The organism is Falsibacillus albus (assembly GCF_003668575.1).
GTDB classification, from domain to species: Bacteria; Bacillota; Bacilli; order Bacillales; family DSM-25281; genus Falsibacillus; species Falsibacillus albus.
In genome coordinates, this window is record NZ_RCVZ01000017.1 from 25,244 (window position 1) to 51,220 (window position 25,977).

The 25,977-nt window shown below is 44.3% G+C and carries 25 protein-coding genes and 1 riboswitch; of the genes, 18 read left to right on the top strand and 7 right to left on the bottom strand.

All coding sequences use genetic code 11. The features are described 5' to 3' along the window. Positions 1-35: 35 nt before the first annotated feature. On the bottom strand, positions 36-1,475 hold the full coding sequence (gene hpaB / locus D9X91_RS18760) for a 4-hydroxyphenylacetate 3-monooxygenase, oxygenase component (protein WP_121682184.1): 1,440 nt from the start codon (positions 1,473-1,475) through the stop codon (positions 36-38). A 135-nt stretch (positions 1,476-1,610) separates the two neighbouring features. Continuing rightward, positions 1,611-2,333 carry a tryptophan-rich sensory protein gene (locus tag D9X91_RS18765; protein WP_121682185.1) on the bottom strand — a complete coding sequence of 241 codons (723 nt, stop codon included), beginning with the start codon at positions 2,331-2,333 and terminating at the stop codon, positions 1,611-1,613. 229 nt (positions 2,334-2,562) lie between these two features. Between D9X91_RS18765 and D9X91_RS18770 the strand changes: the two genes are divergently transcribed. From D9X91_RS18770 to D9X91_RS18795, 6 genes are all read left to right on the top strand, one after another. Continuing rightward, positions 2,563-3,897: an oligosaccharide flippase family protein gene (locus tag D9X91_RS18770; protein WP_121682186.1), complete on the top strand. Its 1,335-nt coding sequence runs from the start codon at positions 2,563-2,565 to the stop codon at positions 3,895-3,897. A gap of 168 nt (positions 3,898-4,065) precedes the next feature. Further along, positions 4,066-4,407 (top strand): lmo0954 family membrane protein, encoded by a 342-nt coding sequence (locus D9X91_RS18775; protein ID WP_121682187.1) that lies wholly within the window; start codon positions 4,066-4,068, stop codon positions 4,405-4,407. 116 nt (positions 4,408-4,523) lie between these two features. Next, positions 4,524-5,204 (top strand): PspA/IM30 family protein, encoded by a 681-nt coding sequence (locus D9X91_RS18780; RefSeq protein ID WP_121682188.1) that lies wholly within the window; start codon positions 4,524-4,526, stop codon positions 5,202-5,204. A 170-nt stretch (positions 5,205-5,374) separates the two neighbouring features. Continuing rightward, positions 5,375-6,112 carry a cell wall-active antibiotics response protein LiaF gene (gene liaF, locus D9X91_RS18785; RefSeq protein ID WP_121682189.1) on the top strand — a complete coding sequence of 246 codons (738 nt, stop codon included), beginning with the start codon at positions 5,375-5,377 and terminating at the stop codon, positions 6,110-6,112. Beyond that, positions 6,109-7,161, top strand: coding sequence for a sensor histidine kinase (locus tag D9X91_RS18790; protein ID WP_121682190.1), 1,053 nt, complete (start codon positions 6,109-6,111; stop codon positions 7,159-7,161). The genes liaF and D9X91_RS18790 overlap by 4 nt, the downstream gene beginning before the upstream one ends. Next, positions 7,154-7,786, top strand: a complete 633-nt coding sequence (locus D9X91_RS18795; protein WP_121682191.1) for a response regulator transcription factor — start codon at positions 7,154-7,156, stop codon at positions 7,784-7,786. Before D9X91_RS18790 ends, D9X91_RS18795 begins: the two co-directional genes overlap by 8 nt. Positions 7,787-7,863: 77 nt before the next feature. Here the strand turns inward: D9X91_RS18795 and D9X91_RS18800 are convergent, their stop codons facing one another. Beyond that, entirely contained in the window at positions 7,864-8,067 is a 204-nt protein-coding gene (locus D9X91_RS18800) for a hypothetical protein (protein ID WP_199738140.1), read from the bottom strand. A gap of 185 nt (positions 8,068-8,252) precedes the next feature. On the opposite strand from D9X91_RS18800, the gene D9X91_RS18805 reads away from it, so the two are divergent. Both D9X91_RS18805 and D9X91_RS18810 read left to right on the top strand, forming a co-directional pair. Beyond that, positions 8,253-9,158 (top strand): phosphotransferase, encoded by a 906-nt coding sequence (locus tag D9X91_RS18805; protein WP_121682192.1) that lies wholly within the window; start codon positions 8,253-8,255, stop codon positions 9,156-9,158. 174 nt (positions 9,159-9,332) lie between these two features. Then, positions 9,333-10,046 (top strand): TerC family protein, encoded by a 714-nt coding sequence (locus D9X91_RS18810; protein ID WP_121682193.1) that lies wholly within the window; start codon positions 9,333-9,335, stop codon positions 10,044-10,046. Between the two features lie 67 nt (positions 10,047-10,113). On the opposite strand, the gene D9X91_RS22620 is transcribed toward D9X91_RS18810, so the two are convergent. After that, positions 10,114-10,272: a hypothetical protein gene (locus D9X91_RS22620; RefSeq protein WP_158598373.1), complete on the bottom strand. Its 159-nt coding sequence runs from the start codon at positions 10,270-10,272 to the stop codon at positions 10,114-10,116. A gap of 330 nt (positions 10,273-10,602) precedes the next feature. Here D9X91_RS22620 and D9X91_RS18815 point away from each other — a divergent pair, with 330 nt between their 5' ends. Further along, entirely contained in the window at positions 10,603-11,115 is a 513-nt protein-coding gene (locus D9X91_RS18815) for a hypothetical protein (RefSeq protein ID WP_121682194.1), read from the top strand. Positions 11,116-11,160: 45 nt separating this feature from the next. Here the strand turns inward: D9X91_RS18815 and D9X91_RS18820 are convergent, their stop codons facing one another. Beyond that, complete coding sequence (locus D9X91_RS18820) at positions 11,161-11,724, bottom strand: beta-class carbonic anhydrase (RefSeq protein ID WP_121682195.1); 564 nt, start codon at positions 11,722-11,724, stop codon at positions 11,161-11,163. A gap of 139 nt (positions 11,725-11,863) precedes the next feature. On the opposite strand from D9X91_RS18820, the gene D9X91_RS18825 reads away from it, so the two are divergent. Together D9X91_RS18825 and D9X91_RS18830 are read left to right on the top strand one after the other, a co-directional pair. Next, entirely contained in the window at positions 11,864-12,799 is a 936-nt protein-coding gene (locus D9X91_RS18825; protein WP_121682196.1) for an ATP-grasp domain-containing protein, read from the top strand. Positions 12,800-12,912: 113 nt separating this feature from the next. Further along, complete coding sequence (locus D9X91_RS18830; RefSeq protein WP_121682197.1) at positions 12,913-16,002, top strand: CheR family methyltransferase; 3,090 nt, start codon at positions 12,913-12,915, stop codon at positions 16,000-16,002. A gap of 79 nt (positions 16,003-16,081) precedes the next feature. Here D9X91_RS18830 and D9X91_RS18835 read toward each other — a convergent pair whose 3' ends face one another. After that, positions 16,082-16,735 carry a hypothetical protein gene (locus D9X91_RS18835; RefSeq protein WP_121682198.1) on the bottom strand — a complete coding sequence of 218 codons (654 nt, stop codon included), beginning with the start codon at positions 16,733-16,735 and terminating at the stop codon, positions 16,082-16,084. A gap of 15 nt (positions 16,736-16,750) precedes the next feature. Next, entirely contained in the window at positions 16,751-17,401 is a 651-nt protein-coding gene (locus tag D9X91_RS18840) for a cobalamin B12-binding domain-containing protein (RefSeq protein WP_121682199.1), read from the bottom strand. Between the two features lie 191 nt (positions 17,402-17,592). Continuing rightward, positions 17,593-17,638: riboswitch (PreQ1 riboswitch) on the top strand. A 104-nt stretch (positions 17,639-17,742) separates the two neighbouring features. Between D9X91_RS18840 and queF the strand changes: the two genes are divergently transcribed. From queF to D9X91_RS18870, 7 genes are all read left to right on the top strand, one after another. Beyond that, on the top strand, positions 17,743-18,240 hold the full coding sequence (queF, locus tag D9X91_RS18845; protein ID WP_121682200.1) for a preQ(1) synthase: 498 nt from the start codon (positions 17,743-17,745) through the stop codon (positions 18,238-18,240). A 658-nt stretch (positions 18,241-18,898) separates the two neighbouring features. Further along, positions 18,899-19,747: a YitT family protein gene (locus D9X91_RS18850; protein ID WP_121682201.1), complete on the top strand. Its 849-nt coding sequence runs from the start codon at positions 18,899-18,901 to the stop codon at positions 19,745-19,747. A gap of 296 nt (positions 19,748-20,043) precedes the next feature. Then, positions 20,044-20,190, top strand: coding sequence for an RAxF-45 family protein (locus D9X91_RS22785; RefSeq protein ID WP_199738143.1), 147 nt, complete (start codon positions 20,044-20,046; stop codon positions 20,188-20,190). Between the two features lie 569 nt (positions 20,191-20,759). Beyond that, positions 20,760-22,649, top strand: coding sequence for a ribosomal protection-like ABC-F family protein (abc-f, locus tag D9X91_RS18855; RefSeq protein WP_121682202.1), 1,890 nt, complete (start codon positions 20,760-20,762; stop codon positions 22,647-22,649). 356 nt (positions 22,650-23,005) lie between these two features. Next, positions 23,006-23,689 carry a PspA/IM30 family protein gene (locus D9X91_RS18860; RefSeq protein WP_121682203.1) on the top strand — a complete coding sequence of 228 codons (684 nt, stop codon included), beginning with the start codon at positions 23,006-23,008 and terminating at the stop codon, positions 23,687-23,689. Positions 23,690-23,701: 12 nt separating this feature from the next. Further along, entirely contained in the window at positions 23,702-24,241 is a 540-nt protein-coding gene (locus D9X91_RS18865; protein ID WP_121682204.1) for an NfeD family protein, read from the top strand. An 11-nt stretch (positions 24,242-24,252) separates the two neighbouring features. After that, positions 24,253-25,821, top strand: a complete 1,569-nt coding sequence (locus D9X91_RS18870) for a flotillin family protein (RefSeq protein WP_121682205.1) — start codon at positions 24,253-24,255, stop codon at positions 25,819-25,821. Positions 25,822-25,977: the final 156 nt, after the last annotated feature.

The window sequence follows — 25,977 nt, forward strand, 5'->3', positions numbered from 1 at the left end:
AGGTTTGTCGCAACCTATAAGGAATATGCAGTGGTTCAGTCGAGAAGCTCCTTCACCATTTCGACGTATGGAGTTTTGTCATACCCATTGTAAAGGGACATGGCCAGTTTCACCGGATCGCCGAAAAAGAAACGCTCATATAAGGTTTGCCGGGAGCCGAACGAACTCATGGTCAAATCCCAGGCCAACCGAAAGATCTTTACACGCTCAAGTGAATCGGAACCAGCCCCTTGCAAGTATTGATCAATATAGGGACGCGTATTGTCCGAAAGAAAATCTTTCTCTGTCGGTAGGGTGATCAAACCACTGGCGCCTAGCAAATGAATCACTTCTACGAGCCTTGGATAGAGCTTTGGATAATAAATGATCGCGGCATTCAGCGCGTTTTTTTCCGGGGTCATCATCCCGAATGTGTTATGTTGGCATTGGTTCTCAGAAGTAAGAAGAAGGGATTTCATGATTTCAAGACCGACAATGATTTCACTTGCCTTATCCTTTACATGCTGGAATTCGCTGATATTGATCGCATCGATGATCAGCTGGGTCAAACCGAGGATGAATTCTGTTTTGACGACCTGCCTCGTGACCGATTGGAAGGAAAGAAGAGTGAACATATCGACTTCCTGTGTCATTTCAAAAGCGATATTCAAGTCCTTATAAAGAAAGACGCGCTCCCAAGGGACCAGCACATCATCAAACACAACGACTGAATCGATTTCTTCATACTTTGTGGAAAAAGGATAGTCAAATTCGGAATCCCCCGACACAAAAGACTCCCGGCACATGAACTTTAAACCGGGTGTATTGGAAGGGATGATGAAACCATATATATAAGATTCATCGATAAAATTCCCGCCCGCCGGCAGCACGAGCAATTCGTCCGTCAACCCGCCCTGCGTGGCCAGCAGCCGAGCACCTTTAACTACGATGCCATCACTGTTTTCATCAACAACTTTTGCCGCTATGATCATGTCATCCGATTCAAAAAATGATATAGAACGATTGGTCTGAGGATTGATGAAGGTATGGGTAAATGTCAAGTCCTCTGCGGCAGCCCGTTCATAGATCTGTCTAATGTTTTTACCAAATTTTTTATTGTTTTTCCCGAGGAGAGGAGCAGCGGCAGCGAGGGACATGATGGCAGAATTGATATAGTCGGGGGAACGGCCCAACAACCCCGCATTTGTTTTAGCCCATAGCTGGGTGGCCAGCCGGCGATCCGTTAAATCTGCTTTTGTCGCAGGCTGTTTAAAAGAAAAGTTCGCCTTTTCTGATGTGCCGGGAAGTGCGAAGGTGAGGAGGGGTTGATGCCTGGGGTCAGTCTGCATGTCAAATAGCTTGGCCTTGCTGTGGAGCATGCCCTTAAAGGCAGTGTGATTGGAAATTTTTCCATCGACCTTCTTTCCATGGATCCATACCTCATTATGTAAATCATCAATCCGATTGATAAATTGTTTTCCTGAAATGATACCCAAATTGAGCCCTCCTAAAATGCTGATACCTTAAATCTATGCGTGGGCCAAGTTTCCTTTTCCTATTGTTTTTTGGAGTTGAGGCAGCAGGTATAAAAAAACAGCGCACTCCATATTAGAACACGCTCTCTGGCAAACTCAATCTTGTTTTTTCCTCAGCAGAAAAATGCCGATGAAAATGACGAACGCGAGCCCGTATGCCGTATACGCCACCATAGGTTCCTTCTCCATAGTGCGCACGCCTATGCCGATGAAGGCCCAAACGAAGACGAGGGGATAGACCCAATCATTTTCCTTGCTCCGGAAGAATAAGGACAGCCACGCTGCCACAAGGAGCATGATGATCGTCCATGTGACGGCAGAAAGCCCGAATCCGTCCCATCCATAGTAAACGAGTGCATAGCTGATGTTAGCAATGGTCGCGACGCTGACCCAGCCTAAATAGATGGAGAAAGGGAGTTGATCCCAAAAGGATGGCCGGGCTGCTTTCACTTTGCCATATAGACGAATAAGCGTAAGCAGGAGCAGGACCATGACCACTACTGTCCAGATTATATATTCATAATGCCAAAGGAAGATCCACAAGCTGTTTAATAAGGAGCTTAAGACAAATAAACCGCTCGTCGTGGTATAAAGGGCAGCATTCCTTCGATGCTTAGGCAGCCCCCTCAATACCCAAATGCCAAGCAGAAAATATATCAATCCCCAGATGGAAAATACGTACCCTGCAGGTGTAAAGAGTACATCGAGCTTATTTGATACTTCACCTGTCGTCTGTCCATTCAGCGGCAAGATGTTTGCCAAAGCATTGATGGCGATCATAAGGATTAAGGCGATTAAATTGAAAATGAATCGAAGCAAACTGCTCCCTCCCCAAATTGGTATATCTGTATTTTATGCCTGACCAAGAGTTTTCATTTCTTCTTTGATATTTATCCATAAATGGAGGATGAAAACGTGAGTAAGCACATTCCCTAAAAAGGTGGATGGTGAGGCAATGCGGAATTCAACTTTCATAAAATCGCCTAATATATTTTCAGGACTTGTCTCATATTCTTATGATATGAACTTGTACATAAGGGGAGACAGAATGAATACATTTTTGAAGGGATCCATTCTATTGATTACGGTTGCGTTTTTGGGGGAATGTCTTGAATTTTTGATTAATATGGTGCTGGCGAAGGAAATCGGGGCAAAAGGGATGGGGATGTATATGTCGATCCTGCCGTTCGTTTTCCTGGTCGTGGTGATTGCCAGCCTCGAGCTCCCCATATCCCTATCCAAGCTGGTGGCGGAAAAAGAGGAAAGGTATCACCGGAGCCTGTTGCACCATGCATTTAAAATGGCGGTCTATTCTACTGTTGTCTTCTTGGTCGTGGCCACTTTTGTCTTTCCGTCCATTCCGATCTTTCAGCATTATCCTCCCATTTTGCGGGGGCTGATGATTGCCTTGATCCCGGTGATTTCAATTTCATCGATTGCCCGCGGATATTTTATGGGCGTGCAGCAAATGGGGAAGATCGCCATGTCCAACTTCCTCCGAAAAGTCCTCCAGCTGTTATTTTTAGTGATGTTATATCAGCTGTTTGATTTTCAGCCGCAGATAGCCCTACTGGTCGCAATCTGTACGTTGATTGGATGCGAGATTGTCGTACTGATTTATTTGATCCTCGCGTATGTCTTCCAATTCCGTGAGCTCAAGCATAAATCTCATGATCAAATCAGGGGGAAGGTTGTCAGGAAGAGCTTGCTGGCCGTATCGGTACCGACAACGGGGTTAAGGATCTTCCATGCCATCACGGCGGCCATTCAGCCATTTTTGATCAAGACGGCTTTAATGCATTCCGGTCTGAGTGAATCGATGTCGACTGAACAGTTCGGGATACTGGCGGGTGTTGCTTTCACGATCGGCTTTTTCCCGGCGTTCATTTCCCATTCGTTATTGATCATTCTGATACCGACCGTTTCAGAGCACTTTGCCAATCATAATCATAAAGACCTTCAAAATTTGCTGCAGAAGGTCATGGTTTTCACGTTTGTTTACGGGGTGCCCGCCGTCTGTCTTTTCTATTTTGGCGGGGAGAAGCTCACCACCCTTTTCTTTCACTCCACGGATGCCGTCTATTATTTGCAGCTGCTCTGGCCGTTTTTCCTCTTGCATTATTTCATCATTCCCATGCAGGCTTTCCTGATCGGATTGGGGCTGGTGAAGGACGCCTTCCTCCATTCGATCCTATCCACGGCAGTCGCCTTTTTAGGCATCTATATCCTCGGAGGGATGATGGGGCACGGAATGGTCGGCATCATTCTAGGGATGAACACTGGGGCGATGCTATTGACCCTTCTTCACTACCTGACCATTTGCAAAAGAATCAACATCTCCATATTCATGAAGCCGCAGCCACGGATTTTCTATAAAAGGTGACAAAAGGTGACAGGCACCATCCAATATCTGGATGGTGCCTGTCGCCTTTTTTTTTGATGGGATGTATCGGCGGATACGGCTCAAGACCTAGTTGAAAATAAAGCGGAGGCTCGTTATGAAAGCGAAGAAATCAAGGTAGGATAGAATCATAGAAAGGAGGAAGGAAACATGAGAAAAGTTGGTTTAGCGATAATCGGAGGGATAGCGGCAATCGTACTATTGACGCACGTGGGGCCACTCATCGGGTTGTTGATCAGTTTGGTGCTTCTGTACTTCTCATTTAAAAAATTCATGGCAGCGGATTCTACCTTCAAGAAAATCGTGTGGGCGATCATCGGGGTGATCGCATTAACCGCTTCGGCATCCAACGTACCGGCAATCCTGGCAATCGCAGCTGCGGTGATCTTGTACATGGTCTATAAAAAGTGGAATGAACAAAAGAGCGAAAAGCAAGACACATCCGATCCATTTCAAAACTTTGAAAAAGAATGGGGAAAACTTCAAAAGTAATGACTTCATTCATTTAATCGGAAGTGTTTGCTAGACTCAGGAAGGTCAACGCGGCCCCTTGAAAAGCGAACATCCTCAAGTAGAAAATACATCCAAAATAAAAAGGAGAGAGTGGAATGGGAAATTTATTTAGCAGGATTAAACGAACAATCGAAGCGGATTTGCATGATATGCTTGATCAAAAGGAACAAAAGAATCCAATCGCCGTATTGAATCAATATTTGCGCCAATGTGAGGCGGAAACCGAGAAAGTAAGAAAGCTGGTCGAGCGTCAATACCTTCTGAAAGAAGAATTTACAAAGGAATACCACCATGCCAAAGAGCTTTCCGCCAAACGTAAATACCAAGCGGAAGTGGCACTTAAAGCAAGCGAACAAGACCTTCATGAATTCGCTTTGCAGGAACAGCTTCAATATGAAGAAAGATCGCGCTCCCTTCAAGCATCACTAGTAAATGCCACTGAACAGCTTGAGCAGCTTGAGCGAAAGTACAATGAAATGAAGCACAAATTAAAAGATATGAATTTGAAGCGCCTTGAGTTGATGGGAAGGGAGAACATGGCAAGAGCCCATCACCGAATGAATAAAGTGCTGGACAATAACGCTTATTCCTCTGGCTCCACTAATCATTTCGATGAAATGGAATCGTATTTGGAGAGCCTGGAGCATCAGGTCACTTCGACATACTACCGCAATACAATCGATGCAAAGATCGCCAAGCTTGAAAGAGAAAATAAATTCGAAAACGAGATTAAGCCGGAAAAAGAAAATAAATTGGAAGAAACACATTCTATTTAATAACTGAAACATGGTATTCTAAAAAGGCGTAGATCATCTGCGTCTTTTCATAGTGTAAGCCAGCGTTGGAAAGTCAGAATCATGCAGCGGAAATCAACCTTTAATGAATAGCAACAAACTGTCCGAATAGAGCTAAATAAATTATTTGATAGAAAAGGAGGCGTTCCCTGATGATGGATAAACTGAAAGGCGATGGATTAAGCTGGATCATCCTCATTGGCATACTGCTCCTGGTCTTCGAACTATCATTCCATAACGGGGACGCTATTTTTTCCTTGCTCGTTGCAGGCGGCCTGATCTACCTTGGCAAGAAAAAAAAGGACAATGGAAATAAGAGAAACCTATTTTTTTGGATAGGGATCATCATCTTGATCGTCACCATCTTTAATTTGGTCACGTTCCGCTTATTGATCATTGCCATTATCGGCTACGCGGTCATCCAGTTTGCGAAATCAAAGCAGGAGCCGAAGGTCATCAAACCGAAAATCAACTTAGAAAAGAAGCCAAGGTCAAATGAGGCCATTTATATAAAAACACCGTATTTTAAAAATCAATGGTTCGGCAGCCAGGCAACGGTCGACCATCCATTTGAATGGGAAGATATCAACATTCAAGCGGGCGTGGGTGATACGATCATTGATTTGAGCAACACCGTTCTTCCTAATGGAGAAGCGGTTATTTTCATCAAAAACTTAATAGGGAATATAAAGATACTTGTCCCGTATGAAACGGAAATCAGCATCCGCCATAGTGTAGTAGCGGGGGCTTCAACGATTTTTCAGCACCAGGAACACTCTTCTTTTAACCATACGGTCCACTTCCAAACAGAGGGCTATGAGCAAGCGGAACAAAAGGTAAAGGTCATTACCTCCTTGCTCGTCGGAAACATAGAGGTGAAACGGGTATGAGTATAATCAAGCGCCAGATGATCGTGTCCTGTTTCATGGCCATTGTTTCGGTTCTTGTCTTTTCCACGCTTTATTTTTATGCTTTTCCGCTAAGCGATTGGTCTACTTTATGGGAGCGGCAGATTCTTGATTTTCCCTTTATCCTGGTTGTTCCATTGGCCGGTTTACTGATTGGGATTGTGTCGGGACTCGCATCCGGCATTGCGTGGAAAAAGCAGCTTTCGCAAATAAAGGGTGAAATCTCCTTATTGGTCGGCGGACAGGTTCCAAAAAGAACGGAAGCCTCAAAGATTACAGAAATTGCTTCGATTGAACAGCAGATCGATAAGTTGAAAGTCCAAATCAGTGAGCAGACAAAGCTATCCCAGAAGCTCGCAACAGAAAAAGCCGAGGTTCAGGAGAAAAGAATCCAAGAGCTCGTTTCGCAGGAAAGGAACAGGCTAGCCCGAGAGCTTCATGATTCGGTCAGCCAGCAGCTGTTTGCGGCATCGATGCTTATGTCCGCCATCAATGAAACAAATCCTTCTCCGAGCAGCGCCGAATCAAAGCAATTGAAGATGGTGGAGCAAATGATCCACCAATCTCAGCTGGAAATGCGTGCCCTCTTATTGCATCTTCGTCCGGTGGCATTGAAAGGAAAGTCATTGGAAGAAGGAATTCAGGAGCTATTAATCGAATTATCCCAAAAGGTCCCAATGGAATTACATTGGAAAATAGAGCCGCTTGCTTTGGATAAAGGGGTTGAAGACCATTTATTCCGAATCCTTCAGGAATCCGTTTCCAACACACTGCGGCACGCAAAAGCCTCCAGCCTGAATGTCCTCCTCATTGAGCGGGACAGCTTGATCATCCTGCGCATTTCAGATGATGGGGTTGGATTTGATGTAGAGAAGGAGAAGGAGAAGGCAGGTTCCTACGGTCTTCAAAACATGAGGGAGCGGGCACTCGAAATCGGCGGAACGATGAAAATCGTCAGCCTGCCGAACAAAGGAACCCGCCTGGAAGTACGCGTACCAAAGATTTCGTTGGAAGGAGAAATAAATGATTAGAGTATTATTTGTCGATGACCATGAAATGGTGAGAATAGGGGTATCGGCCTTCCTTTCTTCCCAGCCTGACATTGATGTCGTCGGGGAAGCGGATAACGGCGAGAAGGCAATCGAACTGGCGATGGAGTTGAAGCCCGATATTATATTGATGGATTTGGTCATGCCGGAGATGGACGGAATCGAGGCGACAAGAACGATTGTCTCCAAGTGGCCGGAAGCGAAAATCATCATCGTGACAAGCTTCCTGGATGATGAAAAAGTGTACCCAGCCTTAGAGGCAGGGGCAACGAGCTATATGCTGAAAACCTCGAAAGCCAGTGAAATTGCCGATGCCGTCCGTGCAACCTATAAAGGACAATCCATTTTGGAGCCGGAGGTCACAGGGAAGATGATGGCAAAAATGAGGCAAAGGGATGCCAGGGAACTGCATGAAGATCTGACCAACAGGGAATTGGAAATCCTGCTTTTAATGGCAGAGGGCAAGACGAACCAAGAAATTGCCGATGAATTATTCATTGCCTTGAAAACGGCGAAGACGCATGTCAGCAATATTTTAAGCAAGCTGAACGTACAGGACCGGACCCAGGCAGTCATCTATGCCTTCAAGCATTCGCTCGTCAAATGACTGAAAGACCTACATAAGGGGAAAAAGAGGCGATCCCATGGAAGCTGCGGGAAGGCCTCTTGTTTGTTTTGCTTGCGCTAAAACAAGCCCGGAGAATATTTAATGAAGTAATACAAAACATATAACCAGCTGAAGATACCGTGGATGATGGCCCAGCCTATCGATTTATAGGCGGTGTAGGAAATGACCATGGCCAGACAGCTTCCAAAACTTATCCCGTTCTTCACGACCGTAGAAGTGCGCTTGTACCTCTTTACTTTAATATCTTTTTCAAAATCCAAGCAAAGGCCCCCCTCATTCAGTTAATGACCAGTCCAATAATATTGATATGAAGCAGCAGGAGTGAACATGTGTCGGTTCTGTGTTTATCATAACAAAAATCAAGGTATTTTTTTCCTTTTATTATGGAATATACTAAAAAATAATTGTTCATGGAAGCTCAATACAGAGGAGGGAATAAGCCGAAATGCCGAATATTTGGGATGCTGAAATCGTTGTTTCAGAAGCATTGGCAAAAGAGTTGATCGGAGAGCAGTTCCCTCGGATTGCACCTGTCGCGGCCCGGAAAATGGGGGAAGGCTTCGATAATACCATCTATGAAATAAATGAATCGTTAATATTCAGGTTTCCAAGGAGGGAAATCGCTGTTGAGCTCCTGTGCATAGAGGGCAAGCTTCTACCTGCCATTGGAGATTCGCTTAGCCTTCCGATTCCAATTCCTATGTTTTATGGGAAGCCATCCATGAAATATCCGTGGCCATTCATCGGCTATGCGAAAGTGGAGGGGGATGTCCCGAGAAATTTGAAAAGAGAAGACCATGCAAAGTCAGGTTCTTTATTGGGGGGATTTTTGAAAGAGCTACACGCGTTTCCCATCGAGAAAGCTATAGAATTAGACACACCTTATGATCAATTGGATCGGGTAAATATCAGAAAAAGAAAAGAAAGGCTAATGGATCATTACAAACGAATCGTTGATAAAGGATTATGGGAGGAGCATGAAGTTCTTCTTCAGTATTTGAATGAGCTTCAACCTGTAGGGCCGGGAGGAAAGCAGGTGCTTTGCCACGGGGATCTGCATATCAATAACATCTTAGTCGGAAATGACAGAAGGGTATCAGGGATCATCGATTGGGGCGATGTTCATATCGGGCATCCTGCCGTCGATCTATCCATTGCCTATTCCTATTTGCCCAAGGAGTCAAGGGAAGCGTTTTTTGAAGAATATGGGTCCGTGGAAAAAGAAGACAAGCTCCTTGCTCGATTCAAGGCTGTCTATACTTCTGCCGTCCTGCTGATCTATGGGGAAGACGTAAAGGATCAAGGGCTCATGGAAGCGGCGAAAAAATCGCTCGCCTATTCGCTGGAATGAAGTTCGATCCAGGTAAACACTGGATTTCTCTTTCCTATTTTTATGTAGTATAATTAATATATCCATTTTTATGGTAGTTTGCTCTCAAACGCTAAATAAGGTATGATAGTAATTGTTTTTATTGCAGATACAATAGTAGATTAATTACTAATTTAATAGAGGTGGAGTAGTAGAATGGATGGAAATTTTGTTTTAGGAATGGCTTTTTCCGGAGCGGCCATTTTAGTATTGTTGAAAATCATCGCCCTGGATATCATCCTATCTGGCGACAATGCAGTAGTAATCGCAATGGCAACGCGCACGCTCCCGAAAGAACAGCAGAACAAAGCGATCTTTTGGGGAACAGGTGGCGCAGTCATTTTAAGGATAATTTTTGCGGCAGTCATCGTATTCCTTTTGAAATTGCCGTTTGTCAATATCATAGGCGGCCTGCTTCTTTTATGGATTGCTTATAAAGTGTTGGTAGAAGAAGAAGGAGATGCGGATATTAAAGCACATAGCGGACTAATGAAAGCGATCGGGACCATCATTGTGGCGGATGCCATCATGAGCCTTGATAACGTAATGGCTGTTGCAGGTGCAGCAGACGGACACATCGTCATGATTGCCATCGGTGTATTTATCAGCATCCCAATCATGATCTTTGCTTCCAAGCTGATCGTAAGCCTTATGGAGCGTTTTAAATGGATTGCCTATGCAGGTGCTGGAATCTTGGCCTGGACAGCAGGCGAAATGATTCTCAAGGATGATCATGTGAATGACTTCCTCAGCTTGACGCACGGATTGAAATACATCATTGTCGGCTGCATCACAGTCATCACATTGGTTCTAGGTTACTCCAAAAACAAGAAAACAGAAGAAGAGAAAGAAAAAGAGCAAACAGCCTAATGAAACGGAACGGGGATGTCCAAATAACTTTTGGACATCCCCTTTTTTGCGTGGGCCCAGGCACTGGTTACGTTTCAGTATCCTCCTGCTGGGCGTCTTCCGGGTTGGGATCGATGCGTTCAGCATCGGCAGGGTTCAACGTCCTCCTCAAAAAATGAATGAAAAAGCCACCGATACATCCCAATAAAATGGCAAGCATGATCGTCGTGATCCACCAATTTACCAAGCTCCATTCCCCCTTTATTTACATATATGCCGAGCCGTATGTTTTCTTTCTTATTATTGGATGGTCGCAGGAAAATTTGAGTGGTGCGGTGCTTATTTTGATAGAGGAAGAAATGAGGGGAACGCGGGGGACACCGTGTTGGAAGGGGATTGGGAGGAAAAGAGAAGGAATCGCGCAGTTTGAGGTGAGTCGAGGGAGAAACGGGATTTAATCTTCAGTTGATAGGCTTGTTTTGATGCGTTCAAATCGGTCTCCCAAATTTTTTTGCAATATATGTAACTCTTTTCCATCTTATACGTCAATATAAGTACAAGGGGAAGGAGTTTGCACATGTTGAAGCCAATCCTGATTTTCAAAGAGAATTTCTTTGCTGCCGGTATATCTGAAATTTTTAATATTCAAGGCGAGAAAGTGGGGAGCTTGGACCTGAAGAGCGCTTTTTCATCGGGTGTTGATATCGTGGATGAAAATGAGGCTTTATTGGTTGGGGGGAGAATCAAGTTCTTCTCTAATAAATGGGGGATCGTAAACGATGGCGGCGACGAGATTGGCTGCTTGAGCGAGGTCTTTTCATTTTTTTCGAAAAGGTATGAGTATGAAGCATTTAACCGAGGGAAATTTTCCATTGAGTCCGATGCTTTTTTGAAGGAATATCGCATGATCGATGAGTATGGTCAGAAGATGGCTCATTTTGAAAGGACGAATGGTTTCTTTGAATCGGCCGCGTTTCGCCTCACGAACCAATCTGATGTGATTTCCAGCATGGAGATGGTGCTGGTTGTGCTTGGGGTGCACTGGCTTAAGCGAAGGAAAGACGGCGGTGCTGCGTCTGCGAGTATATAAAAAAGGTCCAATCCCAATCTGTATGGGACGGACCTTTTTTCATTCTTATTTTGAATAGCCGTCGACTAAAAGATCGAGTTTTCCGCTTTCAGGATTGATGATTAGACCGTGTACAGGGATTTTTGGATCCATCAAAGGATGGTTCCTGATCATGTTGACGCTGTTCAATACGTTATCTTCCGGGCTGTCGAAGCCTTTGAGAAATTCCTTAGGGTCGATGCCTGAGTAGGTCAGCGTATCGATCGTTTCTTGTGGAATGCCGCGGTCCAGCATTTTTTGAAGTGTTGCATCGCTTTTGATTGCGGCCATTCCGCAGTCATAGTGTCCGACTACGAAAACTTCATCTGCCTGCAGTTCGTATACCGCTACTAATATGCTGCGCATGATTGAGCCAAAAGGGTGGCTGACAGTGGCCCCTGCGTTTTTGACGATTTTTACATCACCGTTTTTGAGGTTCATGGATTTTGGCATAAGCTCGACCAATCTTGTGTCCATGCATCCGAAGATAACCATTTTTTTATCGGGAAACTTCGTTGTGGTGAATGCTTCATACTTTTTGTCAGCTACGAATTGTTCATTATAGTCTAGAATTTCGCTTAGTAATGTCATTTTAAATCTCCCTTTTTTTATTTTATTATATTATATAAAATAAATGGAATCTAATCATCTGCCACTATTCGCATAAAAATTGTCATAATAAGTTGATTACATTATCATGTAAGAAAGAACGTTATCGGGGGTATCAACCATGAAGAAAATCTATATCATCCATGAAAACAGCGATTGGACGGTGCATTTGACAGATCGATTGGACGAGCTTGGCCTTCCTTATGAAGAGTGGTTTTTGGACAAAGGAATTGTAGAGTTGGATGGAACGCCGCCGGAAGGTGTGTTTTATAATCGGATCAGTGCATCTTCACATACAAGAAATCATCGGTACGCACCTGAATTGACGGAATCGGTGCTTGGCTGGCTTGAGTACCATGACAGGATTGTCCTCAATGGAAGCAGGGCTATCCGGCTCGAGGTCAGCAAGGTGCACCAATATATGAAATTGAAGCAATTCGGAATCCAGACTCCTAAGACGATCGCGGCGGTCGGGAAAGAAGAAATCATCGACGCGGCAAGAAAGCTTGGCAAAACGCCTTTCATCACCAAGCATAATCGTGCAGGCAAAGGGCTTGGGGTTCAGCTGTTTCACTCAATGGAAGCATTGGAGGAATACGTTCACAGTGGTCAATTTGAAGAGTCAATCGATGGAATCACGTTGATTCAAGAATACATACAATCTCCGGATCAATCGATCACACGCTGTGAATTTATCGGAGGAAAGTTCATCTATGCCGTGAAGGTCGATACATCGGAAGGATTTGAACTCTGCCCTGCCGATGCATGTAAGATAGAGGATGCATACTGTCCTGTGGGAGAAAACGATGCTGAAAAACCTAAGTTTGAAATCATCGAGGACTTTGAGCATCCGATTATTCAGCGGTATGAGGCATTTCTGAAAGAAAGCGGAATTGATATCGCAGGCATCGAAATGATCGAAAATGCCGATGGAGACATCTTCACCTATGATGTCAATACAAACACGAACTATAATTCCGATGCTGAGAAAATAGCGGGGAAATACGGCATGCTAGAGCTTGCAAAGTTCCTGGGCGCTAAGCTGAATCAAATTTAACCTTGGAAAAACATAATGGAAACGTTTACACATAATGCCAATTATCAAAATTTACATTAAACCGTACTGTAATTTGTTAATATATAGAATAAGAGAATAATAGGGGGGGTAAAATGACTTCTAGATCGAATGGTAAACCCACCATTATAGGCATAGGAGCATCAGCAGGGGGATTGGAGGCAATCGAAGCCTTTTTTCAATCTGTTCCGTCAGGGCATTTATTTTCTTTTATAGTCGTACAGCATCTTTCGCCAAACTATAAAAGTTATATGCCCGAACTTTTAAAGAAATCAACGGATATGAATATTGTCATTGCGGAAGACGGCATGAGGATAAATGAAAAGACGATTTATTTATGCCCGCCAAGCTGCTATATCACGATAATTGACGAAAATAAAATAAAGTTGGATCCTTATCCTGAATCAAGGAGTCCGCATTTTCCAATAGATGAACTTTTAACATCGATGGCAAGTGAGCTGAGAGATCAGGCAGTCGGAATCGTTCTGTCAGGAAATGGAACCGATGGGACGCAAGGAATGAAGGCAATCCGGGAAAGCGGAGGTATGTGCATCGTGCAGGATGAGACTGCCAAATATCCTGATATGCCGATAAATGCCCGAAAAGAAGGAGTGGTGGATTTCGTCCTGCCGCCGGATGAAATACCGCAGCAGCTGCTGAAGAATTTTGATTATAAAAGGTTTGATTTCTCGGATGAGTTGTTGAACGATATTTTTCAATTGATTCACAAGCGGACAAATGTGGATTTTGCTCAATATAAGAGGAATAGCGTCATCCGCCGAATTGAACGCCGGATGAATTTAAGCGAACGCAAATTTTATAGCGTGGAGGATTATAAGTTATATTTAATCGAAAATCCTAGCGAAGCGAAGGCGCTGAAAGAGGATCTATTGATTGGCGTCACACATTTTTTCCGTGATAAAGAAGCGTTCAATTATTTGGAAAGGGAAGTGTTCCCGAAGCTGATCGAGCAAAAGAAAAAAAGCGGAAGCAATACCATCAGGGTTTGGGTTGCAGGCTGCTCAACCGGACAGGAAGCGTACTCAATAGCGATCCTGCTAAATGAAGAAATCAAGAAGCAGTCGCTTGACATCAAAGTGCAGATTTTTGCCACGGATGTAGATAAAGATGCGATCAAGACCGCAAGCCTTGGCAGGTTCTCGGAACAGGTCATCGCCACGATACCGCAAGCCTATTTGAATAAATATTTTGAGCGTGAAGATGACGAATATGCCGTGAAGAAGGAAATCCGCAAAATGATTGTGTTTGCACCGCATAACATTGCGAAGGATTCTCCATTTGTCGACCTTGATATGGTCAGCTGCCGAAATGTTTTGATCTACTTCCAGGCTGAATTGCAGCAGCGTGTGCTGTCGCTATTCCATTTTGCACTGAGGGAGGATGGATATTTATTCCTGGGGCCGAGTGAAACGTTGGGGAGGCTCTCCAATCTGTTTGGAACCATTAATAGCAAGTGGAATATCTTTCATAATTCCGCTCCGAGGAAAGTCAGTGTTTCTGATGGCATCGTCCAGAAAAAGGATGTCTTGCAGAATAAGGATGTGAAATCAAATCCTTTTGAAGATGGCAAAAGCTATAAATCCTATAGCCAGCTGGATGACTTCAATGCTGTGCTCTTGGATCAGTTCATGGAAGCCTGTGTCGTGATTGACGAAGACAGTGAAGTGGTATTTTCTTCGAACAGTGCGCAGCGGTTTTTGGCATTTCCAAAGAACAAATCCAACTTTAACATTCATAATATTGTCCCGACAAGCTTGTCTGTGGTCATTGGCGCAGCAGCCAAAAAGGTCAAAGAAACACAGGAAGAAGTTACGTTTGAAGACATCAACGTCCGCTACCGTGATTATCGGGAATATTGCTTGAATGTCAAAGCAGCACCAGTCCTGCTGCCGCATAAAGGACTTCATTATACGGCACTCTTCTTTGAGGAGAAGAAGGTTGAATTCACGAAAAGGGAAAGAGCCCTTCTACCATATGATCCCGAATTTCTTATTCAGCAAAGGATCCATGACATGGAGCAGGAGCTTTTCCTCACGAAGCAGCATCTGCAAAACACGATTGAAGAGCTTGAGACGTCCAATGAAGAACTACAGTCGACCAATGAAGAATTGATTGCTGCGAATGAAGAACTACAATCAACGAATGAAGAGCTTCAATCCGTCAACGAGGAGCTCATCACCGTAAACAATGACTATGAGAAAAAAATCGAGGAATTGATCCAGCTGAACAATGATATTGATAATCTACTAATCAATACGAATATTGCCACGATCTTCCTGGATAAAGAATTCAATATCAAATTGTTTACACCTGAAGCATCCAATGTGTTCAATCTGATTGAAAGGGACGTCGGCAGGCCGATTCACCACATTTCCCATACGCTGGAGTATCATGAGCTGAATCAAGATATTCAAGAAGTCTTGTATACGACGCATGCGATTGAAAAAGAATTGAAGTCCGATTCAGACGAATGGTTCAGCATGCGGATCATGCCATACCGCACGAGCGATAATATTATTGAAGGAATCGTCATTACCCTCGTTAATATTACCGAGCTGAAAGGGATGAACCAGGACCTGCAAATGAGCAAGCAGGCACTCGAGCATACCGGTTCGACCATCCTTGTCACGGATGGAGATGGGAATATTGTCTATACGAATCAGCATTTCCTTAACTCGATCAGTCAGGAGTACTCAGCAGTCATCGGACACCCGATATCAGATATCTATGATGCCCATTTTAGAGAAAGCGACTTCCTTATGCATTGGAATGAAGCTTACAACGGCGCGAAATGGACAGGCGAGCTCTCCTATAAGGATAGGGAAGGACATAATCGCTGGGAATATACAACACTGGTGCCAGTATTGAAACCTAACGGAAAAATCGCTCAAGTGATAAGGGTCAGTGAAGATATTACGCAACGAAAGAAAGATCAGGAGAATACTTTTAAATCCGAAGTGGTATCGGTCATCAGCCAGGTGGCCATCGCAGACCATCATGGCATCCGCATTCCGATGGATTCTCTAAGGTCGTTCAGGACCGGGAAAAAATCGAAAGACAGGCTGCTCATCGATTCTCAGCAGTTAAAGGACACCGATTCCAACCGTCTGAAAGGTGTATTGAGCGAACTGCTCTTCTCCAGAGGGGAAGAAATGACGGAATAATCGCAGCAGAAAATCAACCTTGCACAACCTAAAAAAGAGGCTTTCCTGATATCAGGAAAGCCTCTTTTTCTTTAATCATTTATTCTACTTTACGCCCGAAGGATGATTTTGAAATGGGGATCAAAGTCGCATAAAAATCAAGGGTGGCTTTTAAGTCAGCCAGTTCTTCTTCGATGTAGATCAAGTTTTCGATTTTACCGGATTCGATGATGTCTGGTTTGAGGACACCGAATAAGTCCTGGATACGCCCGATTTTTTCAATCGCTTCATTCAGACTTTTATGATCGGTGAGCATATTGGCAATCTGCATGTCCGACAGCACCGGCTGGAAGAACTGGATCCAATCTTTCCGTTTGTATTGATCAAACTTTTCCGAATCGCTCTGCATCAGCTGCTCCCGGATTATGTTCATTTGATGACGGATGAATTTTGTATCTTCGATTTTTTGTATGCAAGTGACATAATACATGGATTTGCTTGATAGGAAAGTGAAGCTGATTTCATAAAGAACAGGGACAGGAGAGTCCTTATGAATTAAATTCACTTCGAATCTTCCGCTCGCGTGCTCTTTTTTTGAAAGCATTTTACTGACCTTCGCCTGGCTTTCTTTGTCGACTAAATCCATGAAGGAATTATCAAATGAAAGTACCAATGATGCGTCGGAATAGTCGAGTATTTGATAATTGAAATCTAGGATAAAGAAAGGGACGGGGATGTATTCAATTACGAACAAAAGTATCCCACCTTTTTATACTTCCATATATTCCTTTCCTTTTGAGTAGCTTTTAATCCAATCCTCCAACTCGAAAAGGTCAGAAACCAATATGGTATCATGATTTACGTGCTCCTCTAAATTATAAAATGAAACGAGCCTGCCCCCGATCAAGGTCAATGGCTGGTGAGGCAGCTTCATTAATTTTTCTTCACACTTCAATAGATTAGGAAGGAGAGTCGAAATCGAAATCGAAATCCCGATGACTTCCGGCTTCCACTTCCGGGCAAAATAGACTGCATGGTCAATGGGAAGATTCGAACCGAGCATCTTAACATCCCATCCGGCAGCTTTGAAAATCGTTGACGTCATTTTCAATCCTAGGTAATGCTCTTCCCCCTCCAAGCAAAAAAGCATCGCCAATGGTTTTTTGGCAGAGGCGGCTGGAGAACCTTGAAGACGAGTCAAAATATAATCAGCCGTGATCGTAGCTAAATGTTCATCTGCCACCGAAATCTGGTTTTTCTCCCATAGTACTCCCACCTTGTACATGGCGGGCCTGATGATCTCCTCTTGGATGTGAAGCGGGGAGAGCCCTTTTTGTCGGACACCATCCAGCCACTTTTCAGCTTCGAACCAATTTCCCGATAATAAAGTTTTGGATAAATCATCAATGAGAGCTTGCATGAAAAACACTCCAGAGTGGTAGATTTTATTCAATGATAGCACTATCTCGTATAAGTAGATAGACTAGAGACTTGAAATAACTAAAATATCCATAAACTTCTAGTTTTTCGACAATTATTTCGCGGGAAATGGAGCGATATTGACAAATTCCGCAGCATCCCATATGATAACGAGGAAAATAAATTAGGCAAGTGTGAGAGGTTCATAGCCAAACCCTCTATAAAAAACTATGGATAAGGGCAACGATGATGCGAACCGTATCCATTAAGAGGTATGGTTTTTTTAATACCGAAATAGAACCTTTCCTCTTTGTTCCATTCAATCCAAGGAGGAATTTTTTTATGACAGGCAGAAAAGATGAAGAACTGCAAGATATATCCCTGTTGGGAAACCAAGGAACGAACTATCTATTTGAGTATTCCCCTGATATTCTCGAAGCGTTTGACAATAAACACCCAAATCGCGATTATTTCGTCAAATTCAATTGTCCTGAGTTTACCTCACTATGTCCGAAAACGGGACAGCCGGATTTCGCGACGATCTATATCAGCTACATCCCCGATCAAAAAATGGTTGAAAGCAAATCACTGAAATTATATTTGTTCAGCTTCCGCAACCATGGTGATTTCCACGAAGACTGCATGAACATCATCATGAACGACCTGATCGAGTTGATGGACCCAAGATATATCGAAGTGTGGGGCAAATTCACGCCAAGAGGCGGAATCTCCATCGATCCATATACAAACTACGGCCGTCCAGGGACGAAATATGAAGAGATGGCACAATACCGCATGATGAACCACGACCTATACCCGGAAACAATCGATAACCGATGATGGAAGGCGAAAGAAGCTTGAGGAAAGGCAGAAATGCTAAATCCTCGAGCTTTTTTTGTTGGAGTAATTCAAAACTGAAGCTGTTGAAAAGCCGGGAATCTGTTCGCTTGTCGAGGACATCTAAGTATTCAGGTTGTGGATCATCGCATCGCTCAAAAGTTTTTTACATAAAATTAATGGGGATTTTTTGCAAATATTGTTATTTTTATTTTCTTTCTAAAAGGCTGTAAAAGCTTAGGGTTGATATTAACCCGTTTCCAGCTGTTGATTGGAGTGGAAATCGTAGACTCCAGTGGGATCAGCGGAGCCAGACCGTTCGCGATATGATAAGCAAAAAAATGTTTGAATTGAACTATTTAAAGAAATAGGAAGAGGGAATTGGTGAGACTCCAGCGGAAAAACGGGCTGGCAAGACCTCGCAGCGTAGCGAGGAGGCTTGCCGGTTCGTCCGCGGAAAGCGATCCGATTCCCTCTCCCTTTTAAAGTACACGATTATCTGAATGCAACAAACATTCAAACGATTGGAAACGGTTCATAAATCTTAATAATTCTTTTCATACAAAGGTGTTTACAAATAACCGTAAGCTTACTATAATCGCGTCTGTGCCAGCAATTAAATTGACAGTAATGAAAAGGAAATAGAAGGAGGGTATGAGTGATGAAAAAGAAACTATTAACGTTCTTCAACATGAACCTAGGCGTATTTTTAGTTGCCATCAATGTTCACTTCTTTTTATCGCCAAACAATTTAGCTACTGGAGGAGTCAGTGGATTGTCGATTGTCCTCAATCACCTCATGCCATCCTTATCGATCGGAACATTCATGGTGATTACAAACGTAGCCTTATTTATTGTAGGGATCATTTTCCTCGGATTCAGCTTCGGGGCTAAAACGGTGTACTCAAGCTTCGCCTTATCCTTCATGGTTTGGCTGCTTGAAAAAGTTGCACCATTGTCGCATCCATTAAGCGACGATATCCTGATCCAATTGATCATCGGCCAATGCATCGCAGCTTCCGGGATGGCGATTGTGTTCAACCAAAAAGCCTCCACGGGCGGCACGGACATCACGGCGATGATTTTAAATAAATATTTTTCAATAGAAATCGGGAAAGCCGTACTATTCTCAGACTTGCTGATCGCCCTGTCCTCAACATTTATTTTCGGGCCAAAAGTCGGTATGTACGCATTCTTCGGCGTCATCTTGAATGGACTGGTCATTGACTACATGCTTCAAAAGTTCAATACCAATAAAGAAGTGGTCATCATCAGCAAATACAGTGATGAAATCCGTTCTTTCATTGTCCAGGAGCTTGGCAAGGGAGCGACGATCCATACGGCAAAAGGCGGCTATAACTTCGAGCAAAAAGAAGTGATCACAACCATCTTGGGAAGAAAAGAATTCTCAAGGCTGAAGCACTTCATCATCAGCGTGGACAAAAAAGCATTCATCACCGTCCACAATATGAATGAAATTTTAGGACAGAATTTCAAACGACTTGCATAGATAATGGTATGGACAGGTGCCCAAGCGCCTGTCCATTTTTGGCTTTTTAGTGAAGCGAGCGTTTATGCGCGGAAAAAAAGATTTATGCGCCGAACTTTCATTTTATGCGCGCTTTTCCAGAAATATGCGCGGAAATCCACATTTATGCGTGCTTTTCGGATTTTATGCGAAAAACAAGGGGCGCGCTCCCCGGATAATCTGATCGCCTTGGAATTTCGCACCTGCCCCCTTGCAAGCTGCGGCAGGTTTGTTATATAATATTCGTATATTTCAGACATTTAAGGAGGTGTTAAGAGATGGAACGTTCTGTTGGATTGCATGGTCAATTTTTAGAATTTATCTACATTTGCCGTGCGATTTTTCATGTGGAATTTGCTAAAGGGACAAGTATGCCCTTTTTTAAGCAATTTCATATGGACGATAGAACGGTGAAAATCTCTTAACCCAACAACAATCCTGTAATGTGGACGGATGAAGAGGGCGCCTTGCTCTCTTTTTTTGTTGCACAATTTTACAGAAAAACATGTTAACCAGAGGACCATGGGTGAGGTGCATCTTCCCCATGGTCTTTTTTTATATTGGCTGTTGATGTTGGTTGGAGTGGAAGGTGCGAGACTCCAGAGCAAACAGCGGGCTAGGTGAGAACCACAGGCTTTGCATAGAATTAAATGAATTTTAATATATCGGATGGCTTCAGATCTTTTAGAACGTTTTTTTGTATTTGTCTAACCGTCATTAGGCAATCGGAGAGTAGGATTGTAGCGGAAGACCCTTGACTCCTCAGAAATGCATTCGCATTCCCTTCATGCGGTGTTAATTCGAATTCGAAGAATTCTTTTCAAAGTCCTGCGGGAAATAGAGGAAAGGTCGAGACCCCACAGGCGAAGCAGGAGGCTCGACTTCCTCCCCTCGGAAAGTGAGCATCCTGCAGCGGAAATCAACCTTACAAAACTTTTGATGAATAGCAACAAACTTTACGAAAAGAGCGTTTATATTAAAGGAGCGAATGAACATGATCGTATGCAGTGTGAACGAAATCAGTAAAATGTACGGTGGGAATAAAGTATTTGAAAACCTTTCTCTTGAAATTCATGAAGGGGATCGAATCGGCTTGGTCGGTCCGAATGGAACGGGGAAGACGACCATCTTCAAGCTGATGGCCCAGTATGAACCTGTCGATGAAGGACAGATTCATGTGAAAAAAGATCTGAAGGTGGGATACTTGCCGCAGATCCCACAATTCGATGAAGGATTGACGGCATTGGAAGTGCTGGAGAAAGCATTTGATGAAGTGAAGGCGATCGAACGGGAACTTCGCGGAATGGAAGATGTCATGAAACAGGAGCTTGATGAAGGCAAGATGCAGACCTTGCTTGAGAAATATGGGGTGCTGCAGGAAAGATTTTCGTTCCTCGGTGGGTATGAAATCGAAGCAAATATTTCAAAGGTGGCAAACGGACTTCAAATTGAACAGCTCCTTCCGCAGGAGTTTGAAAAGCTCAGCGGCGGTGAGAAAACGAAGGTGTGCTTAGCGTATTTGCTGCTGCAGAGTCCGGATCTACTGCTTTTGGATGAGCCGACGAATCATCTGGATATTTCTGCGGTAGAGTGGCTTGAACAGTTCTTGAGGGAGCATGATGGAACCGTGGTAATCATTTCCCATGACCGCTATTTCCTCGATCAAGTCGTCAATAAAGTGATGGACCTTGAGGATGGGGAGATCCAGATATACCATCAAAATTACTCTGGCTTCATCCAGGAAAAAGAAGAAAAGCTGCTGCGTGAATTCCAGGCTTATCAGGAGCAGCAGAAAAAAATCAAGAAAATGAAAGAAACGATCAAGCGATTGAAAGAGTGGGCAAACAGGGCAAATCCGCCGAATGAAGGCTTGCACAAAAGGGCACGGAACATGGAGCGCGCGCTGGAACGAATGGATAAATTGAAAAAGCCGATTCTGGAGCGGAAGAAAATGAACCTCCAGCTGGATGCAGCAGATCGATCGGGCAAGGAAGTATTAATGATAAAAGATGGCACAAAGGCTTTTAGAGGCAAGCTTCTCTTCGAAGATATTCAGTTTCAACTGTTCTACCAGGATCGGACGGCCATCATTGGCGACAATGGAACGGGCAAATCGACCATTTTGAAAATGCTCATGGGAGAAATGGCGATCGATGAAGGGGAAGTGAAGCAAGGAAGCAATCTAAAGCTTGGGTATTTGTCCCAGCATCATACGTACCATGATCCCGCCATGCGAGTCATCGATGTATTCCGGGATGAAGTGGCCGTGACGGAAGGGGATGGGAGGCATATATTAGCGAAATTCTTATTCTACGGCCATTCGGTGTTCCGAAAAGTGGGGCAGCTGAGCGGCGGCGAAAGAATGCGGCTCCGTTTGGCTCAGCTCATGTATCAGGACATCAATGTACTGATCCTGGATGAGCCGACGAACCATTTGGACATCGACTCGAGGGATGTGCTGGAGGATGCCCTTGAGGATTTCACCGGGACCATCCTGGCTGTTTCGCATGACCGCTATTTCTTGAACAAGCTTTTCCATAAAACATATTGCATCCACAATAAAAACCTCCACTTTTTCGATGGCGGGTATGAATGGGCGCGAAAGAAAATGATGGAAAAGATGGAGATTCAAGCAGAGATCGTTGAAGAAAAACAAGCATCAGAAGCGACGGTCAAGCATCGCACAGAACCAAAGCAAAAAAAGGTAGACCTTGATGCCCTTGAATCAAGGATGGAGCAATTGGAGCAGGACATCGCTTCGATTCAAACGAATATGCTCCAGGAACAAGATCTCGAAGAGCTTCAATTGCTATACGGGAGACAGCAAACTTTAGAAGTGGAAAAACAGAAGCTTTATCAGGAATGGGAAGAAGCGCTTGGATAATACGAAAAAGACGGCAGAGGTTGCCGTCTTTTTTTGCTCTTTTCTCAAAGGTTGTTGTTTGAAAAGTTTTTCTTTCAAATAACTCCCATATGATGTTGATTGGAGCGGAAGGTGCGAGGCTCCACAGTGAAGCTAGGAGAAATAAGGCGAATGTTCGATTAAGTTCTGCAGGTCGGTGTGCCAACATCGAACGACCTCACATCCTGCGAGGCCATCGGAATGCGATCATCCTGCAACGGAATTCAACCACCCCGGTTATTTTTTGTCCCTCTAATGAATATTTTTCCTAATATTGAAACTTTTTGTAAAGTTATCCGTACATATTGTTAACAAGACAAATCAAGGAGGCGAAGAAGATGTTCGAGTTATTTAAACGCGTGAAGACAATCGTCCAGGCGGAATTCCATGACCTGCTGGATAAAGCGGAGAATCCAATCCATTTGATGGATCAATATTTAAGGGAAATGAAGCTGGAAATTGAAGACGCGGAAAGAGCTACGGCGAAAATGATGGCGGAAGAGAAATTGCTCGCACGAAAAAACACTGAACTTGCTGCTTTGCTTGAAACAAGGCAAAACCAGGCAATGGACGCCCTTCAAGCAGGCAAAGAAGAGCTCGCAAAAAAAGTGATTGAAGATAAGATGAATATCCAAAAAGAGCAGGTCCAATTGGAAGAGCTCCACACGATGACGATGCAGCACGTCGTTGATCTGAAGGATAAGCTTCGCGTGATGAAAAATGAATATCGCGAAATGGAGATGAAGCGGAATACCCTCGCTGCAAGGGCACAGGCAGCTAAAGCAAAAGCCGTGATGAATCAAGCGGTTTCTGCTTCTTCTTCCTCCAATGCGAAAAGCGGATTTCAACGAATGGAGGAAAAGGTAATCAGGCAGGAAGCCGAAGTTCAGGCACATGAAGATTTGCAGCAGGTGAATCAATCGTTGGATGATGAGCTTAAAGAGATTTCTCGGAATAAAGAGGTGGAAGCAGAGCTTGGCCGCCTGAAAGAAATTCTGGCACAAAAAAAACAGTCCGGTTAAGGAATGTAGATCATGACCATTTTTGGAACGCCAATTGAAACGGTTTATTTAATCATCCTCATCATCTCAGGGAGTCTGACCATCCTCTATATCCTTTTTGGCGACTTCCTGGATGGGGTGCTGGACACAGGCGGTTTTATCAATCCAACGATTATCTTGGCCTTTTTTACCTTTATGTCCGCAATCGGATATGTCCTTGAGTACGCATCGCCATTGTCGAACATCGTGGTCCTCATCATTTCCATCATTTGTGCCGCGGTCCTGGTGACATTGCTGAATGTTTTTGTCCTTATTCCATTATCGAATGCAGAGGAGTCACTGGGATATACGGAGGAATCGCTGAAAGGAAGGATCGGAAGGGTGATCCTTTCGATACCGGCCGACGGGTACGGCGAAGTGTTCATCGAGAGCAAAAGCGGGATGATCTCAAAGTCGGCAAGGAGCTTTGATGATGAATCGATTGCTGAAGGAACGAAAGTGTTGATCATTGAGGTGAAGCAGGGTGTCGTCTTTGTGACGCCCCATGAAGAAATAGAAGAACTGTATAGATAGGGGGAGCTCGCATGGGAGCAATGTGGATCATAATTGGAATTGCAGCATTTTTAATTTTGGCGCTGATCGGTGTCTTTGTGTCCAAATACAGAACGGCAGGACCCGATGAAGCACTGATTGTAACGGGAAGCTATTTAGGGGGAAAGAACGTCCACGTCGATGAGTCGGGAAATAAGATCAAAATCATCCGCGGCGGAGGTACATTCGTATTTCCCGTCTTTCAACAAGCTGAGCCTTTGAGCCTGTTATCGAGCAAGCTGGAGGTGACGACTCCGGAAGTTTATACCGAGCAAGGTGTGCCGGTCATGGCAGATGGTACGGCGATCATCAAGATCGGCGGGTCGATCGGGGAAATTGCGACAGCAGCTGAACAATTCCTCGGAAAAACGAAAGGAGACCGAGAAAACGAAGCGAAAGAGGTGCTCGAAGGACATCTGCGCTCGATTCTCGGGTCGATGACAGTGGAAGAAATTTATAAAAACCGCGATAAATTTTCGCAGGAGGTGCAGCGTGTCGCCTCTCAGGACTTGGCCAAAATGGGTCTGATCATCGTTTCCTTCACGATCAAGGATGTCCGTGACAAAAACGGATACCTAGATTCCCTTGGAAAACCGAGGATCGCGCAAGTCAGAAGGGACGCAGACATCGCCACTGCCGAAGCTGAAAAGGAAACGCGCATCAAAAAGGCAGAGGCCGCAAAGGATGCGAAACGAGCTGAGCTGGAAAGGGCGACGGAGATCGCCGAGGCGGAGAAAGAAAATCAAATGAAAATCGCGGACTACCGCCGCGAGCAGGACATCGCCAAGGCGCGCGCCGACCAAGCATATGATCTGGAAACGGCCCGTTCGAAGCAGGAAGTAACCGAACAGGAAATGCAGATCAAAATCATCGAAAGGCAGAAACAAATCGAGCTGGAGGAAAAAGAGATCCTCCGCCGTGAACGTCAATATGATTCAGAAGTGAAGAAGAAAGCGGATGCCGATCGCTATGCGGTCGAGCAGGCAGCCGTAGCGGAGAAAGTGAAGCAGATGGCAGAAGCCGATGCGAACCAATACCGCGTCGAGTCATTGGCAAGGGCAGAAGCAGAAAGGGTCCGGATCGACGGGATTGCGAAAGCGGACGCCCAGCGTGCACAAGGGGAATCCGAGGCAGAAATCATCCGCCTGAAAGGTCTTGCCGAAGCGGAAGCCAAACGGAAAATCGCCGAAGCATTCGAGCAGTTCGGTCAAGCGGCCATCCTCGATATGGTTCTCAAAATGCTTCCTGAATACGCGAAGAACATTGCCAGCCCATTGAGCAACATCGATAAGATCACCGTCGTCGATACAGGCGGAGGCGGGAAAAACAGCGGCGCCAATAAAGTGACCGGCTATGCAACGGACTTGATGTCCACCCTTCAGGAGTCACTGAAAGCATCATCCGGGATTGATGTCCGCGGCCTGCTCGAGAACCTGTCCGGGAAAGGGAACGTTCGCCAGAGCCTCGATGAGATGACACATGAAATGAAGAAATCGAATAACGAAATGGCAGCAGGGAAATCGGCGAATGCGGTTGATGGGGATGCGAGTGAGGAGAAATAACATTAAAACGGTCGTCAGCGATCGATAAGCAAATGGGAGTATGAATCCGCAATGGATTTATACTCCTTTTTTTAAGGAAGGGGTAGAGTGAAAGATAAAAAGTTAAGGATGGTTTGGGTAATTCCAAATCACTTTTACCAAGCATTGAAAATTGTT

Bases quoted from the DNA above. Each gene is read 5' to 3' on its own strand.
- D9X91_RS18770 (WP_121682186.1), top strand. From the start codon at position 2,563: ATGAATACATTTTTGAAGGGATCCATTCTATTGATTACGGTTGCGTTT.
- D9X91_RS18775 (WP_121682187.1), top strand. From the start codon at position 4,066: ATGAGAAAAGTTGGTTTAGCGATAATCGGAGGGATAGCGGCAATCGTA.
- D9X91_RS18780 (WP_121682188.1), top strand. From the start codon at position 4,524: ATGGGAAATTTATTTAGCAGGATTAAACGAACAATCGAAGCGGATTTG.
- liaF (WP_121682189.1), top strand. From the start codon at position 5,375: ATGATGGATAAACTGAAAGGCGATGGATTAAGCTGGATCATCCTCATT.
- D9X91_RS18790 (WP_121682190.1), top strand. From the start codon at position 6,109: ATGAGTATAATCAAGCGCCAGATGATCGTGTCCTGTTTCATGGCCATT.
- D9X91_RS18795 (WP_121682191.1), top strand. From the start codon at position 7,154: ATGATTAGAGTATTATTTGTCGATGACCATGAAATGGTGAGAATAGGG.
- D9X91_RS18805 (WP_121682192.1), top strand. From the start codon at position 8,253: ATGCCGAATATTTGGGATGCTGAAATCGTTGTTTCAGAAGCATTGGCA.
- D9X91_RS18810 (WP_121682193.1), top strand. From the start codon at position 9,333: ATGGATGGAAATTTTGTTTTAGGAATGGCTTTTTCCGGAGCGGCCATT.
- D9X91_RS18815 (WP_121682194.1), top strand. From the start codon at position 10,603: ATGTTGAAGCCAATCCTGATTTTCAAAGAGAATTTCTTTGCTGCCGGT.
- D9X91_RS18820 (WP_121682195.1), bottom strand. From the start codon at position 11,724: ATGACATTACTAAGCGAAATTCTAGACTATAATGAACAATTCGTAGCT.
- D9X91_RS18825 (WP_121682196.1), top strand. From the start codon at position 11,864: ATGAAGAAAATCTATATCATCCATGAAAACAGCGATTGGACGGTGCAT.
- D9X91_RS18830 (WP_121682197.1), top strand. From the start codon at position 12,913: ATGACTTCTAGATCGAATGGTAAACCCACCATTATAGGCATAGGAGCA.
- D9X91_RS18840 (WP_121682199.1), bottom strand. From the start codon at position 17,401: ATGCAAGCTCTCATTGATGATTTATCCAAAACTTTATTATCGGGAAAT.
- queF (WP_121682200.1), top strand. From the start codon at position 17,743: ATGACAGGCAGAAAAGATGAAGAACTGCAAGATATATCCCTGTTGGGA.
- D9X91_RS18850 (WP_121682201.1), top strand. From the start codon at position 18,899: ATGAAAAAGAAACTATTAACGTTCTTCAACATGAACCTAGGCGTATTT.
- D9X91_RS22785 (WP_199738143.1), top strand. From the start codon at position 20,044: ATGGAACGTTCTGTTGGATTGCATGGTCAATTTTTAGAATTTATCTAC.
- abc-f (WP_121682202.1), top strand. From the start codon at position 20,760: ATGATCGTATGCAGTGTGAACGAAATCAGTAAAATGTACGGTGGGAAT.
- D9X91_RS18860 (WP_121682203.1), top strand. From the start codon at position 23,006: ATGTTCGAGTTATTTAAACGCGTGAAGACAATCGTCCAGGCGGAATTC.
- D9X91_RS18865 (WP_121682204.1), top strand. From the start codon at position 23,702: ATGACCATTTTTGGAACGCCAATTGAAACGGTTTATTTAATCATCCTC.
- D9X91_RS18870 (WP_121682205.1), top strand. From the start codon at position 24,253: ATGGGAGCAATGTGGATCATAATTGGAATTGCAGCATTTTTAATTTTG.